We start from the raw sequence: 15,483 nt of genomic DNA, 5'->3' as shown, positions 1-15,483 counted from the left end.
GGTTAAATAAGTAGCGCTATGACGTATCCAAGTTGTTTTCACTGCCAAGAGCCCGTTCTGACGGGCCAGCAGTTTGTGACTCGCATTAATGACCGTGATGAACTTATGTGTTGCCCTGGCTGCCAGGCGGTTTCTCAAGCGATTGTCGATGCGGGATTACTCAGTTATTACAAGTTCCGCACTGAGCCTGGCAGTAAACAGAATGCCCTGGTCCCCGAAGCATTAACGCAATTTAGCGCCTATGACTTGCCCGAAGTGCAGCAAGACTTTGTGCATTCTGAGGACAATGTCGAATCAGTGTCTCTCTCCATCGATGGTATTACCTGTGCCGCCTGTGCTTGGTTAATTGAACACAAAGTCAAACAACTCGCGGGCGTGAGCCAAGTGCTAGTCAACTCAACCACCCAACGCGCCATGATCAGTTGGGATAAACGCAAGGTAAAACTTAGCGATATTCTCGGACAAATTAGTCGTATCGGCTATCAAGCCGCGCCTTACCAAGTTGACGAACAAGAGCTCAACAATAAACTCAATAGTCGCAAATTTTTACTGCGTTTAGGCTTAGCTGGCTTTGCGACCATGCAAGTCATGATGTTCGCCCTCGCCCTTTATACTGGATACTTCACCGATTTAGACGTGCAGTATCGGGACTATTTCCGCTGGGTTAGCATGATTTTTGCCACGCCTGTGGTGCTTTATTCGGCGCAACCCTTCTATTTTAGCGCCATTCGTACCCTGCTCAGCGGCAAACTCAATATGGATGTGTCTGTTTCGATTGCCATTGGTGGTGCCTATACCGCAAGCTGTTTTGCCACAGTGAATGGCACAGGCGAAGTGTATTTTGAATCCGTATCCATGTTTACTTTCTTTTTGTTACTTGGGCGTTACTTCGAGCAAAAGGCAAGACAAAAGGCCTCGGTCAACTCCAGTAATTTACATAAACTGGTGCCGCTCACTGCACACTTAATCACCGAAAATGGTCAAGAAGAAATTCCGGCCAAAAAGTTACGCCTCAATGATGTGATCCTTGTGAAACCAGGGGAAATGGTTGCGGCCGATGGTGTGGTGATTGAAGGCCACACAAACATCAATGAAGCTATGCTCACAGGTGAGCAAATGCCCATTGAAAAACAGCAAGATCAGCAAGTATACGCTGGTACTATCAACGTCGACCAACCGATAAAAGTTAAAGTTACCGCATTGGGGCAAGACCAACTCGTGGCTGAAATTATTCGACTGCAGGAACTGGCATCCAATACAAAACCTGCGATAGCCCTATTAGCCGATAAATTATCCCGCTATTTCTCGGGTACGATTCTAACAATCGCGACGATGACTTATTTGGTTTGGCAACAGGTTTCCCCAGAGGATGCCTTTTGGGTAACGCTATCGGTTCTAGTCGCCACTTGTCCTTGTGCCTTAGCGCTAGCGACACCGACCGCCGTCACCTGTGCAACCGCCATTTTTACCCGTCTTGGGATCATTACCCGCAAAGCCGGCGTATTTGAAAAACTGCCGCAGATTAAACATGTGGTCTTTGATAAAACTGGCACCCTTACCTGTGGTACGCTCTCTATCGGGCAAACGCAGTGCATGGCCGATTTAACAAAGACGCAGGCCTTAGCCATTGCAGCGGCGCTGGAAACGGGCTCTCGCCATCCGATTGCGGCTGCATTTGCCCTATTTGCCGATAATACCTTGGTCGCGGAGCAAGTTCACCATGAAGTCGGCTTTGGTGTTCGAGGCCGTATCGAGGGGACTGACTATTTAATTGGTAATGCTGTATTTACTGGCGCACGTGTCGATACTCAGGACCCAACCCAAAAGATTTGGTTAGCACGCTCAGCCAATGAGCAGCTTGAAGTGCTTGCCAGTTTTGAGATCCAAGACAATATTCGTCAAGACAGTAAGGCCACGATTGAGATATTAAAGCAACAAGGTTGCCGCATTAGTATTGCCAGTGGCGATAGCTCCGGACATGTGCATCAACTGGCCAAAGAGCTGGGAATTGAAGATGTGCACAGCGGATTAACCCCCGCGGGCAAACTTGCACTAGTGACGAAATTACAACAGCATACTCGCGTGGCGATGTTTGGCGATGGCATCAATGATGCGCCTGTACTTGCGGGGGCTGATTTGTCGGTCGCCATGGGCAGTGGCAGTGCGATTGCCAAAAACAGTGCCGATTTGATTTTACTGGGCGATCATCTATCCCGTTTCACCCAAGCTGTCGCGGTCGCTAAACTGACCACGCAAATTATTAAACAAAATTTAGCTTGGGCGCTGGGTTACAACGCCCTTATCTTGCCTTTAGCTGTCACTGGTCATGTGGCACCTTATATTGCCGCGATTGGCATGTCGGCGAGTTCTTTGATTGTGGTCGGTAATAGCCTGAGATTATTACGGGTAAAAGTGTGATCATAATAAAACGTTTAACCAGATAGTAAGAGGTCATTATGGAAATTATTTATGTGCTTATCCCCATTGCCATGATCTTCGTCGCCATTGCGGTAATGGTATTTTTTTGGGCAGTGAAATCTGAGCAATTTGATGATCTTGACCGTCAAAGTGTTTCTATATTGTTTGATGAAAATACTGACAAACCTGGCCATCTAGCCACCCCCGCCATTCAGTCAACAGCAGAACATGATGACATCGCAGCGCAGCAAGCGATAAAAAATCAGCAAAAAGGCATGCCTTTGTGATTGAGTACAATGTCACCGGTGCCTTTCTCGTCGGCTTGATGGGAGCTGCACATTGTTTTGGTATGTGTGGCGGTTTAGTGGGCGCGTTTTCCGCCCAAATCCCTCATCCTAAAATAGGTAACCAGCTGGCCCATCAGCTTAAATATTTACTGAGTTACAATTTAGGCCGTATTTTAAGTTACACCTTAGCAGGCGGCTTAGTAGGCGCATCGTCGGCAGGTCTTGGTCACTTATTTGAGCTGGATATTTATCTGATTGTCCTGCGCATTATTGCCGGACTGATGATGATCGCAACAGGACTTTACATCGCTAAAATTTGGGTTGGAATAGTGCAAATTGAGCGTGTAGGTCAATGGCTATGGCAATATTTAAAACCGCTAGCGCAGCGCCTTGTGCCAATCAAGAATCCGAGCCAAGCAGTCATGGCGGGATTCATTTGGGGCTGGCTCCCCTGCGGCCTCGTCTATAGCACCTTAACTTGGTCGGTTGCATCTGGCTCTGCCAGCCAAGGCGCCTTGATTATGTTAGCCTTTGGCTTGGGTACTTTACCCGCCCTATTAAGCGCTGGCGTGGTGGCAAAACGCCTTGCTGCATGGGTACAAAAGAAAACCGTTAGACTATTGAGCGGCTTACTGTTAATCGCCTTTGGTGGTCAAACTTTATATATCGCACTCGCGCAGCTAAACTAGCCCAAGTGAGTGAATTGGTTTAACATGGCAGCAGTGGATTAACTTGAGAATCAACATGACAATTGAACAAAATAAGAATCGTCGTCCTGCCGCTAGCGGATGCACAATCCATTGTCACGATTGCAGTATGGGTACCCTTTGTATTCCTTTTACCCTCAATGCAAGTGAGCTAGATCAGCTCGATGATATTATTGAGCGTAAAAAGCCAATCCAGAAAGGCGAGCAAATTTTTAAGTCAGGTGACGCGTTGAAATCCCTGTTTGCGATCCGCTCTGGCACCATCAAAAGTTACACTATTACCGAGCAAGGTGATGAGCAGATAACAGGCTTCCATCTCGCGGGTGATGTGATTGGTTTTGATGGTATTCACGCTCAGTTGCACCAGAGTTTTGCGCAGGCCCTCGAAACCTCTATGGTCTGTGAAATCCCCTTTAATATCCTCGATGAACTTTCAGGCACTATGCCTAAGTTACGTCAGCAGATCATGCGTCTAATGAGTAATGAGATCATGAGCGATCAAGAAATGATCCTGCTGCTCAGTAAGAAAAATGCCGAAGAACGTCTAGCAGCGTTTATCAGCAATTTAGCAAATCGTTTCGGCAGCCGTGGCTTCTCACCCAAAGAATTCCGCTTAACCATGACCCGCGGTGACATTGGTAATTATCTCGGTTTAACCGTTGAAACCATCAGCCGCTTACTTGGACGCTTCCAAAAGTCAGGCTTGATTGAGGTTAAGGGTAAGTACATCACTATCCTCGACTCGCAAGAGCTAAATCTGTTAGCGGGTAATTCTCGCATCGCGAGATAGCCAATCGCAAGAGCATTAACCGTGAGAGGTCAAGCCTAAATAATTGTCGCCAATAGCATAACAGTTTAATGGTAAAAGCTGTGCTTGCTAGACATGTCATGCAGATTAAGGCATGATTTTTAAGCGAGTTTTAATCAATTTCAAATGAGTTTGATCTAGAACAATACAGCTCACTGCCAAAGGCTCATGATGATATTGAGCCTATGACTAAAGGAACCAAACATGAAGGATTATCAAAAAATACTGGTTGTGGTTGACCCTACCACTGAGAATCAAGTTGCCCTTGCACGAGCGGTCGCCTTGGCCAGTAAATGCAACGCTCAAGTCACTGTGTTTCTTTCTATCTTCGACTTCTCTTACGAAATGACTTCGATTCTGTCGAATCAAGAACGCGAAGCCATGCGTCAAGGTGTCATAGATCAACGGCTCGCCTGGATCCAAGACTTACTCGCCGCTTATACTCATCTGCAACTCAATATCGATACTCAAGTCATTTGGCATAATCGCCCCTTTGAAAGCATTATTAATCATGCTATTTCAGGGCAATATGATTTGATTGTTAAAGGCACCCATGCCCACGACAAACTCAAGGCGGTGATCTTCACTCCAACTGATTGGCATTTAATGCGTAAAGCCCCTGTGCCAGTGTTGATGGTGAAAGCCCATGACTGGCCAGCCGCGGGCAAAATCCTCTGTGCTGTGAATGTGGCAACCGAAGATACCGATCATCAAATGCTTAACGGTAAAATTATTGAGCATGCAAAAGATTTGGCGAAAAAGTTCTCTGCTGAAGTACATTTAGTTAATGGTTATCCCGGCACGCCAGTTAACTTAGCCATCGAGCTTCCTGACTTTGATGCCCAGTCATACAACGAAACCATTCGCATGCAGCATGAGCAGCGCGTGAGTTATCTTGCGAGCGCTTATGATATTAATCCAAGTCATTGCCATGTAAAAGAAGGTTTACCAGAGGATGTGATCCCTGAACTGGCTGAAAAACTTGATGCTGAATTGGTGATCCTAGGGACTGTCGGTCGTACCGGATTTTCAGCAGCACTGATAGGCAATACCGCTGAACATGTTATCGATAGCATCAACTGCGATTTATTGGCTATAAAGCCCGACGGTTATAAATCACCGTTAGAAGAAGCCTAAGCAATACGCGGCTCTTTACCCCGCCAAAGATAGCTGGAATAATACGCGCCCTGAAACTGTGTTACTGGGCGCTTTTTTATGCTTGAAGCTATATCTGAAGTTACGGTAAATCCTATGCCGGAAGAATTATCAAAAAAACAAACTACCCGTCTGAATAAATTACAGAAGCGGCTTCGTCGTGAAGTGGGTAGCGCGATTGCCGATTACAATATGATTGAAGATGGCGATAAGATCATGTGCTGCCTCAGTGGCGGTAAAGACAGCTACGCCATGCTCGATATTTTGATGAATCTGCAGCAACGCGCGCCCATTCAGTTTGAAATCATTGCGGTTAATTTAGATCAGAAGCAACCAGGCTTCCCTGAACATGTATTGCCTGCCTATCTCGATAAGCTCAATGTGCCTTATCACATCCTCGAGAAAGATACTTACTCGATAGTGAAAGACAAAATCCCTGAAGGTAAAACCACCTGCTCCTTGTGCTCTCGCCTGCGCCGCGGCACGCTTTATGGCTTTGCTCAGCGTATCGGCGCCACTAAAATCGCCCTAGGCCATCACAGGGATGACATTATCGAGACCTTGTTCTTAAATATGTTCTTTGGCGGTAAGATGAAAGCAATGCCGCCAAAGCTGCTGTCGGATGATGGCGCTAATATCGTCATACGTCCCCTAGCCTATTGTCGCGAGAAAGATCTCGAAGAATATGCCAGCTTAAAAGAATTTCCAATCATTCCATGCAACTTGTGTGGCTCACAGGAAAACTTAAAGCGCGCCGCAGTCAAAGACATGCTAAATCAATGGGATAAACAATACCCAGGCCGCATTGAAACGATTTTCACCGCCATGCAAAACACCGCACCATCACAGGGTGTTGACCGTGAACAGTTCGACTTTGTGTCTCTAACACGTGACCCAGATGCGCCTATGCGTGGTGATGTTGCTGAAGCCAATCTACCTGCATTCGATTTTCTTGATATCGCCAATAGCGGTCGTATCGATTTGGATGCAGCAAAACGCATTGATATTGTTAACACTTACGAAGTCTAACTTAGACTGAATTTAGCGCCTATTCAGTAAGAGAAGTTAACGCAACGAAAGTAAACAAGATAAATTAACACAACAAAAATGCCCACTTAATGTGGGCATTTTTATGGCTACAGAATAAGTTTATCTTTGAGCCAGCGCTTCTGAATCGCTTATCTCAAGACACCTATTCAAGATACAAAGATGATTACTTCACCCAAGGACTCAACACTAATGGCTGGGCACTGAAGCTGAGCGTGGTGATGCTTTCAAGTTCATTAGCGGCTAATTTATAACTGCCTTTTATCGCTTTTTCACGGCCATTAAGGCGTACATAGACTTCTTGTTCAGGTGAGAATTCAAAGTTTAAGCCAGTAATGGATTCCCTAAAATAACGCATCGGGAAGCCTTGCATAGCACCGAGCAGCGTGTCCATCTCAGTCATGATTTGTTGTAAGCGCGTTTTATCGTACTCGGCTAATGTCTGTTTTGCTCTAACTTGCATTGCAATACCACATCCCTCAGCGCTGCCAGCGAAATGCAGATTAACCAAGGCTCGCTGATCTTTTAAATCATCATCTAAGGGAATGAATAACCGCTGAGCATCAGTATACGTCAGTGGCGTTGAGGTTTTTTCACTGGAAATAGAACCACTTTGGATCAAACAATTCTTTTGCATTGGAACACTAAAAGCCACTTCCACGAGTTGATAACCGCCTTTATTGACTTGTTTTAACCTATCATAAAAGCCTTTATATTCAAGGGATACAGTTTCTGCAGCGGCGCTAGTTGCCAAAAAAAACAGGCTACTAAACAACAGTTTTTTATACATCGACATTCACCAAATATTTTTCATTATGACGTAACATATCAAGCAGCTCATCAATATAAGCTTCTTGTCTTTCAGAATAATTCACTAAACCGTAAATCAATTGATCCGCTGTTGGCTCTAGCTCCTGTGAACGTAAATCTGCTCGAATAGAGCGAAATAACGCATAGGCAGTATTAGAATTTAAATTACGCATATAGGATGAAACCGATTCATCGACCGATGAAAACACTTTTACCTCATGACTTTTACCCGAACCACGTGAAGACGGCACTATGCCGCAGCCAGAAGTAAAACACCATTCACCAAAAAAGTTAAAACCTTCTCTGGCAAAACGTGAACTCCCCCAACCCGATTCATTCGCGGCTTGAATTAACACCATAGATTCCGGCACGATATCTACACGTTTAAGTAAGCTTGCTAATGACTTAGCATCTACGTTACGCGCCGCATATTGGTATTTATCAAATAACGCATTGATCTGCGCTAATTCAGTATCAGATAAACTCTTACCATTATCGACTAAGGCAAGCATCTCATTGATAAAGCCACGCTCCATCAAGATAATGGCATTCTGTTGCTGAACAATCGGCCGCAGGAAATCAAAAAAAGCTTTCTTCTTTTCGGTAATGTCGCTGATCGCTGAAAAGTCAGGGACTTGCGTAACAGGATCGACATCGCTAACGAATTGGGGCGCAATAGCGGATGAGTCATTCGAGTGAGGAATGATCCAAACTCGTAATGCAAAAATCGCCACTATGACCATGGCTAATGCCAATGTAAACGAACCGATTCTACCCGTTTTCAATCATTCACCTTAGGTGTAACGCCCTTATTGGGCAAATAAAGGCCGGATTATAAGCTATTTGTCAGATTTCACGAAATTTGCCCATCATCATGATCACGAACTCAGGTACAATATTACGCCTGAGGCACCATTATCGAGTCGAGCTTGCTATTACGCCGTCATTTATAGATGCAAGCATTTGACTGAGTATTTATACTAAGGTTCCTTAGCGTTATCACCATTGCACAACGGCTCATGAGTCATCCCGCTTATAGCGACAATGGATGGCTATGACATTAAATTTTCGGGTATTCAGGAAGGAAAAACCCAGATGCAGCATTTGATGTTAAATCAATTTGAACGTGTCGTCGCCATCGGCGGAGGCCATGGTTTAGGCCGAGTATTATCCTCGCTCGATTTTTTAGGCAACCGCCTTACAGGGATTGTCGCTACCACTGATAATGGCGGTTCTACTGGTCGACTGAGAGCCGAACAAGACTGCATTGCTTGGGGTGATTTACGTAACTGCTTATCCCATTTAGCTAATCGTCCTTCCGTTGGCTCGCAATTGTTCGAATACCGTTTCCAAGGTGCCACTGAACTCAGTGGCCATAATTTAGGTAATTTAATCTTACTGGCTCTTGATCAACTCTGCGTTCGTCCATTAGAAGCGGTTAATCTCATCCGTAACTTACTTAAGATAGAAACCCAACTTATTCCCATGTCAGAGCAGCCCACTCACTTAGTGGCCCTGCAAGCCTGTGGTAGTAAAGTCTTTGGGGAGATTAATGTTGACAGTATGAATGAGGCTCCTATTGCACTCTGCCTTGAACCACAGGTCGATGCCACCTTTGAAGCCTGTGAAGCTGTTCGTCAGGCAGACTTGGTCATCTTAGGCCCTGGAAGTTTTTTAACCAGTATCATGCCACCGCTGCTGTTACCTAAATTTGCCAAAAGTCTTGCAGCAACTAAAGCGCAGGTGATCTTTATCGACAACCTTGCCGAAGAGGCCTCACCCGCGGGTCGGTTTAGCATTGAGCAACGTATCGCTTGGTGTCACCAAGTGATTGGCAAGCCCATTATTCACAAAGTACTTCGCCACGGTGAACAAACGCGTTTAGGGCCACTGATTAACTATTTTCCGTTGAAGAATCGCCATAATCCAAACTTGCATGATCAAGCGAACCTATTAGATGCATTAAGCGCCCTGCTGCGACTCAATGATCTCACTCAACAACCGCTTGCCTGCTAACGCTTACCTGTTAATCATTCAATCAAAATAATAAAGGACAGCAAGTGCTGTCCTTTATATTGTAAAGCTAAAAGGAATGTCCCTTTAGTCTGTCTATAAGGCTGCAATAACCATTACAACACTTGTGCTATGGCTTTACAGATAACAGGCATATTCGTCTTAGTCATGCCTGCAACGCTAATGCGTCCAGAGCCGACAATATAAACACCAAATTCGTCTTTCAAACGTGCCACTTGGGCTTTGTTTAAACCTGAGAAACTGAACATGCCATTTTGGCGAGAAATAAAACTGAAGTCCTGAGTCACGCCCTCAGCCTTTAAGCTATCAACAAACAGAGTACGCATTTCGGCGATACGTTCACGCATCTCTTTGACTTCCTGCACCCACATGGCTTTCAGAGCTGCATCATTTAATATCGTGCTGACGATCAGTGCGCCGTGGGCTGGCGGATTAGAATAGTTGGCGCGTATGGTACGTTTCACTTGGCTAAAAGCACGTACGGCAGCATCAGCATCTTCAGCCACCACAGTCACGGCGCCAATACGCTCGTTGTATAGACCAAAGTTTTTAGAGAAAGAGTTAGCGACCAGTAACTCAGACACTTTAGACGCGACTAAACGCAGACCTGCCGCATCTTCTTCAATGCCAGCACCAAAACCTTGATAAGCAAAGTCAAACAGTGGCACGAGTTTCTTATCAGCACACAATTGAGCAACAAGTTCCCATTGCGCCAACGTTAAATCGATACCCGTTGGGTTATGGCAGCAACCGTGTAGCAGCACGACATCACCCGCATTGGCGTGAGACAAGTCAGTCATCATGGTATCGAAATCGATGTCATGGGCTTCTGCTTTGTAATAACCGTACTCTTTAACCGTTAAACCCGCCGTTTCAAAAATATTTTGATGGTTGGCCCACGTTGGATTGCTCACCCAAATCGTGTGCGAATCGGTATTACGCAGTAAAAACTCAGCAGCAATACGCAGTGCTCCTGTCCCACCAGGAGCTTGCGCTGTGGCAGCACGGCCAGAAGAAATTAATGCACTGCCTTCGCCGAACAACAAGGTTTGTACTACACGGTTATAAGCTTGAACGCCTTCAATGCCTAAGTAGTTTTTGGTCTTCTCTTGCTCAAGTAAAATGGCCTCGGCTTTTTTCACTGAAGCCAGAACGGGAGTCTGTCCTGCCTCATCCTTATAAATGCCAACACCAAGATTAACTTTATCCTGACGCGGATCAGCTTTAAAGGTATCGGTTAAACCAAGAATTGGATCAGCGGGTGCGAGTAATACTTGAGAGAAAATCATGACTACGTATCCTAATATGCGCGTGTAGGGGAAATTTCGGCTTATTTATACCACTGTCTTTAAGGGGGTAATAGCGACTTAAGTCCCTTCTTAGGGAAATTATTACACTATTGTCGATTCAACAATAAAAAGTACATTTTATTACGCAATTATTAGCCAAATAGTGACATTACTTAAATAAAGCGATTTACAACATCTAGATCACAAAATCACTCAGTTTTGTATTGTAGAAAAGAAACAGGTCAGAAGTCGCAATACTGAATGAGTAAAATAGTGGGCTTTGGCCTAACCAATCTATAGCTGTAGTGATACTAGATTAAGAATCATGAAATGTGGGTGTAGAAGTTATAAAGCAAAAAAGCCCTGACATCAGTCAGGGCTTTTCTGTTTTTTGGTACCCGAGGCCAGACTTGAACTGGCACGCTGTTACCAGCGAGGGATTTTAAATCCCTTGTGTCTACCGATTCCACCACTCGGGCAAACTCTTTATATTAACGACGGGAATCGTGTCATTAATACTTTAATCTATGGAGGCGCGACCCGGAGTCGAACCGAGATCGACGGATTTGCAATCCGCAGCATAGCCATTCTGCCATCGCGCCCAAACTGCCAAATTTATTAAAATTTGGAGCGACATATCGGGTTCGAACCGATGACCTATACCTTGGCAAGGTATCGCTCTACCAACTGAGCTAATGTCGCCTATCATTGCGCTTAATCATTTGAACTCATGCTCGGCATGCTTTCCCCTGACTGCGGATTGGCATTCTACCGATTTAGACCTCAGAGTCAATCAACAATTTTTAAAAAATGATCTAAGCCGCATCGTTTGCCCAATAAACCGCCACACCTCAGTAAAGTTGATGTTTCATTCATCAATTTAGGCTTTGTACCGATACTGATGCCGATGCTACCGCTAATTAAACGCGGCAGATAAACAGGGGATCATGGTGAGTTATGGAGTCGAGTCCAATAAAATTGTAGAAGTATAGAAAAACAAAAGCGCCCTATTGGGCGCTTTATTCAAAGGTTAGGCAAACTCATTAATCACGCGAGCAAAACCTAGGTGGGCAATTTACGCAGGTAGAGATAGCGTCGTTAAACCTAACATAGTTTGCATTACGCCAACCACTTGGCAACTGTAACCAAATTCGTTGTCATACCATACATAAAGAATGGCACGCTTGCCTTCTGCAATAGTCGCTTGTGAATCAACCACACCCGCGTAGCGAGAACCCACTAAATCGCTCGATACAATCTCAGTAGAGTCTGTGTAGTCAATTTGATTTTGCAGTGGTGATTGTAGCGCCGTATCTTTCAGATACTCGTTAAGCTCATCTTTACTGGTCTCAGCATTCAGGTTCATGCTGATGATCGCCATAGAGACGTTAGGCGTCGGCACACGAATCGCGTTACCAGTTAACTTACCAGCTAATGCAGGTAAAGCTTTAGCAACCGCTTTTGCTGCACCCGTTTCAGTGATCACCATGTTTAATGGTGCACTACGGCCACGACGGTCTGCGGTATGATAGTTATCAATCAGGTTTTGATCGTTGGTATAAGAATGAATCGTTTCAACGTGACCATTCTCGATACCATATTTATCATTCACAGCTTTCAGTACTGGCGTAATAGCATTGGTGGTACAACTCGCCGCAGAAACGATAATGTCTTCAGGGGTAATATCGCCTTCGTTCACACCGTAAACGATGTTCTTAATCGCGCCTTTTGCAGGAGCAGTCAGTAATACTTTGCTGGCACCTGGACTCTTAAGGTGTAAACCAAGACCCGCTTCATCTTTCCAAATACCTGTATTATCAACAATCAATGCATCATTGATGTCGTATTTAGTGTAATCCACTTCGTCGGGTGAATTAGCATAGATCACTTGGATATAAGTGCCATTGGCTATGATGGCGTTGTTCTCTTCGTCAACTTCAACAGAGCCATTGAAAGGACCATGGACTGAGTCACGACGCAGTAAACTCGCGCGTTTTTCTAAATCGCCTTTCTTACCGCCACGTAAAACGATAGCGCGTAACCTTAACTTATTGCTGCGACCTGTGCGTTCAATCAACAAGCGTGCCAATAAGCGACCGATACGGCCAAAACCATAAAGCACGACGTCACGCGGTGCGACATCATCGGCATGGTCGATAGCATCGGCCAATTCTTTTGCCATATAGCTTTCAATTTCGCTGACATCAGTATGGTCGCGCCAGTAATTGACAGCGAGTTTACCAATATCCACTTTACATTGTTTAACTGCGAGTTTGCTCAAAGCTTGAACGAAGGGGAAACTCTCGCGTAAACGTAATTTTTCACCGACATGACGACGAACTAAACGGTGCGCTTTAATGATTTCAATCGTAGAAGCATTGAGTAACGGCTTGCCATAGACCACGACTTCAACGCCTTGGTTACGGTACAACTTGCCTAACAAAGGCTGCATCGCCTCTGCCATTTCAAAACGTTCTTGCCAACTTTGTAGGTGTTTATCAGCGCTCATTTACAGATCCTTTATCTCACTTTTCAATAAAATGTACTGAAAGGTTTGAGTAACATGACGAAAAGACCAATAATCTAATGCGGGTTTTAGGGAAAACCCTGTTTTGGTCGGCGCCATTGTAATGAAAGTCGCGCTTTGTTGCCAGTAAGATATTTTCTGTAAATCTGTAATTTTATTAGAAAAATTATCGTTTGGAGAGTGTTTTGAGACAAAATCTAGTAATAATTACATCATTTACCTTAGGGATGAGCTTTTTCGGTCTTTTCGGTTGTGATAATGACCGAAATATCTCAGCGATTTGTAAAAATAATCCTGAAATTTGTGCCGATTTGCATAAGGACAGCTGGTGTTTGACTGAAAAGACCAAACTTATCCAAAACCGCTACAAGTTAAAAGACAACGAAAACCTCACTGGTAAGCAGCTCTACTCACAATTAACCTACCTTGAGGATTACAGCCGTTGCATTGAACTCGCCTCTGGCGTTCAGCATATCATCCACACCAATCGCACAGCTGATAGAGCCAGAGCCTTTAGACTAAGCACTCAAAATTTAAGTTTACTACAAGATCAAACCCGTGAACGGCAAGACCCTTTTATGTCCTATTACCAATGGACTCGCTTTGGCGATACCGCAGCGTTAAATAGATTATTAGAACAGGAAAACGCCGGCGAAGTGACTGACCCCTTTCTACTTGCCCAAGTCGCAACCTATTACAGCAATCGAAATGCCATCAAAGCGCAACAACTCTATCTTAAAGTCTTTGCGGAGATCCATTACGATGATTTCGACGTTAACTGGTTACTTGGGCTCGCATCTGCCTATCGCCAGCAACAAGTTTTAGATAAATCCTATATGCTGACGAAAGCAAATTTACTACTTACGCAGCAGAAGTATTCTGAGGAAAAAATGCTAGCCTTGCTCGGTGGCAATAAAACGCTGGCGACTGAACTCGATCTAAAAGCCCAAGCCCTTATCGATGTGCTAAAAAAGGGCACTTATTCTATGAGTCCAGTAAGACAATGGCTTGATCCTCAAGCGGTTGCCCAAGCGCCAACTGAAACCGAAGCAGTGCCGCCTGCGCCTGTCGAAAAAGTAAACTAAGCAACTGATGGCAAAATGTTTGCCATCTTGTAATTTTTTACCCAATTAACGCGTGAAAAATGGCGATTTCGCGACCGATGTAAAAAAAATACCTAATTTGTTAATCAAGACAGCGGTAAAATGCCGATTTAACTTGACGATAGCTGTCAGTTTGGTAATTTTACTACCAGTTGAATTTTATAATCACCAGAGGGATATGAGATGACTATCCGTGTAGCAATAAATGGCTATGGCCGTATCGGTAGAAACGTATTACGCGCCTTGTACGAAAGCGAAAAAGCTTACCCAATCAAGATTGTCGCTATTAATGATTTAGGCGATGCTTCAATCAACGCTCACCTGACAAAATACGATTCTGTTCACGGTCGTTTCAATGCCAAAGTTGACCATGATGCCGAAGCTATTTATGTGAATGGCGATAAGATCCTCACTTTCCAAGAACGTGATCCTGCAAAACTGCCATGGGCAGAGTTGCAAGTTGACGTGGTTTTCGAATGTACCGGTATCTTCACTTCTAAAGAAACCGTTCAACCACATTTAACCGCTGGCGCGAAGAAAGTGATTATTTCTGCTCCAGGTAAAAATGTGGATGCCACAGTTGTTTACGGTGTGAACAACAACGTGCTGACGTCAGACATGACAGTGATTTCAAATGCTTCTTGTACGACTAACTGTTTAGCCCCTTTTGCTAAGCCGTTAAATGACGAGATTGGTATCGAATCAGGCCTGATGACCACCATTCACGCTTATACCAACGATCAACGTTTATCTGACGTGTACCATACAGATTTACGTCGTGCCCGTGCTGCGGCACTGTCAATGATCCCAACTAAAACTGGCGCAGCTGCTGCTGTAGGTTTGGTTGTACCTGAATTACAAGGTAAATTCGACGGTTTAGCGGTTCGTGTACCTACAGTTAACGTATCACTCGTGGATTTATCTTTCATCGCTGCCCGTGACACGACAGTTGAAGAAGTGAATGCCATTATCGAACGCGCTGCCAGCGTTGCGCCATTGAGCGAAGTGTTAGCGGTAAACAAAGAGCCATTGGTGTCTATCGACTTTAACCACAATGCGTTTTCTTCAAACTTTGACGCAACTCAAACCCGTGTAAACGGTCGTTTAGTGAAAGTGATGTCTTGGTATGATAACGAGTGGGGATTCAGTAACCGTATGTTAGATAACGCGGTTGCACTGATGAACGCAAAGTAATCTAGTCACTAGATTCCGCGTTACTCAATTAAGCCTCGCATTTGCGGGGCTTTTTATTGCCTTAGTTTTAATAAAAACAACAGGCATAAAAAATCCCCACACTA

At 44.6% G+C, this 15,483-nt stretch carries 13 protein-coding genes and 3 tRNA genes; 9 read left to right on the top strand and 7 right to left on the bottom strand.

Annotated elements, in window-relative coordinates; translation table 11 throughout:
• Positions 1-18: 18 nt before the first annotated feature.
• The 6 genes from AAA952_RS05055 (at position 19) to ttcA (ending at position 6,404) form a co-directional block, all read left to right on the top strand.
• Positions 19-2,418, top strand: a complete 2,400-nt coding sequence (locus tag AAA952_RS05055; RefSeq protein WP_338254982.1) for a heavy metal translocating P-type ATPase — start codon at positions 19-21, stop codon at positions 2,416-2,418.
• A gap of 38 nt (positions 2,419-2,456) precedes the next feature.
• Positions 2,457-2,705, top strand: a complete 249-nt coding sequence (gene ccoS / locus AAA952_RS05050) for a cbb3-type cytochrome oxidase assembly protein CcoS (RefSeq protein WP_028759970.1) — start codon at positions 2,457-2,459, stop codon at positions 2,703-2,705.
• Positions 2,702-3,394, top strand: a complete 693-nt coding sequence (locus AAA952_RS05045) for a sulfite exporter TauE/SafE family protein (protein ID WP_338254980.1) — start codon at positions 2,702-2,704, stop codon at positions 3,392-3,394. The genes ccoS and AAA952_RS05045 overlap by 4 nt, the downstream gene beginning before the upstream one ends.
• 55 nt (positions 3,395-3,449) lie before the next feature.
• The gene (etrA, locus tag AAA952_RS05040; protein WP_006081599.1) at positions 3,450-4,202 is read left to right on the top strand and encodes an electron transport transcriptional regulator EtrA; all 753 of its coding nucleotides are present in this window, start codon (positions 3,450-3,452) and stop codon (positions 4,200-4,202) included.
• A 222-nt stretch (positions 4,203-4,424) separates the two neighbouring features.
• Positions 4,425-5,357 carry a universal stress protein UspE gene (gene uspE, locus AAA952_RS05035; protein WP_028759972.1) on the top strand — a complete coding sequence of 311 codons (933 nt, stop codon included), beginning with the start codon at positions 4,425-4,427 and terminating at the stop codon, positions 5,355-5,357.
• A gap of 78 nt (positions 5,358-5,435) precedes the next feature.
• On the top strand, positions 5,436-6,404 hold the full coding sequence (gene ttcA, locus AAA952_RS05030) for a tRNA 2-thiocytidine(32) synthetase TtcA (RefSeq protein ID WP_173244915.1): 969 nt from the start codon (positions 5,436-5,438) through the stop codon (positions 6,402-6,404).
• Between the two features lie 184 nt (positions 6,405-6,588).
• Here ttcA and AAA952_RS05025 read toward each other — a convergent pair whose 3' ends face one another.
• The gene (locus AAA952_RS05025; protein ID WP_131524185.1) at positions 6,589-7,212 is read right to left on the bottom strand and encodes a DUF2987 domain-containing protein; all 624 of its coding nucleotides are present in this window, start codon (positions 7,210-7,212) and stop codon (positions 6,589-6,591) included.
• Positions 7,205-8,017 (bottom strand): glucosaminidase domain-containing protein, encoded by an 813-nt coding sequence (locus AAA952_RS05020; RefSeq protein ID WP_028759975.1) that lies wholly within the window; start codon positions 8,015-8,017, stop codon positions 7,205-7,207. Before AAA952_RS05020 ends, AAA952_RS05025 begins: the two co-directional genes overlap by 8 nt.
• A gap of 310 nt (positions 8,018-8,327) precedes the next feature.
• Here AAA952_RS05020 and AAA952_RS05015 point away from each other — a divergent pair, with 310 nt between their 5' ends.
• Entirely contained in the window at positions 8,328-9,248 is a 921-nt protein-coding gene (locus tag AAA952_RS05015; RefSeq protein ID WP_306681979.1) for a YvcK family protein, read from the top strand.
• A gap of 113 nt (positions 9,249-9,361) precedes the next feature.
• Here AAA952_RS05015 and AAA952_RS05010 read toward each other — a convergent pair whose 3' ends face one another.
• From AAA952_RS05010 to AAA952_RS04990, 5 genes are all read right to left on the bottom strand, one after another.
• On the bottom strand, positions 9,362-10,555 hold the full coding sequence (locus tag AAA952_RS05010; RefSeq protein ID WP_105252476.1) for an amino acid aminotransferase: 1,194 nt from the start codon (positions 10,553-10,555) through the stop codon (positions 9,362-9,364).
• A gap of 392 nt (positions 10,556-10,947) precedes the next feature.
• A tRNA-Leu gene (locus tag AAA952_RS05005) sits at positions 10,948-11,034 on the bottom strand.
• 49 nt (positions 11,035-11,083) lie between these two features.
• Positions 11,084-11,157 (bottom strand) — tRNA-Cys (locus tag AAA952_RS05000).
• Positions 11,158-11,181: 24 nt separating this feature from the next.
• Positions 11,182-11,257, bottom strand: a tRNA-Gly gene (locus tag AAA952_RS04995).
• 373 nt (positions 11,258-11,630) lie between these two features.
• Positions 11,631-13,064, bottom strand: coding sequence for a glyceraldehyde-3-phosphate dehydrogenase (locus tag AAA952_RS04990; RefSeq protein WP_028759978.1), 1,434 nt, complete (start codon positions 13,062-13,064; stop codon positions 11,631-11,633).
• Positions 13,065-13,267: 203 nt separating this feature from the next.
• Here AAA952_RS04990 and AAA952_RS04985 point away from each other — a divergent pair, with 203 nt between their 5' ends.
• A complete protein-coding gene (locus tag AAA952_RS04985; protein ID WP_338254963.1) occupies positions 13,268-14,167 on the top strand; it encodes a DUF2989 domain-containing protein in 900 nt (299 codons plus the stop codon).
• A 201-nt stretch (positions 14,168-14,368) separates the two neighbouring features.
• Positions 14,369-15,379 (top strand): type I glyceraldehyde-3-phosphate dehydrogenase, encoded by a 1,011-nt coding sequence (gap, locus tag AAA952_RS04980; protein WP_006081590.1) that lies wholly within the window; start codon positions 14,369-14,371, stop codon positions 15,377-15,379.
• Positions 15,380-15,483 lie beyond the last annotated feature (104 nt).

It is taken from the genome of Shewanella sp. M-Br (assembly GCF_036245925.1).
In the GTDB taxonomy this organism is placed as follows: domain Bacteria; phylum Pseudomonadota; class Gammaproteobacteria; order Enterobacterales; family Shewanellaceae; genus Shewanella; species Shewanella oncorhynchi.
This window is presented reverse-complemented; position numbering and strand designations above follow the sequence as displayed.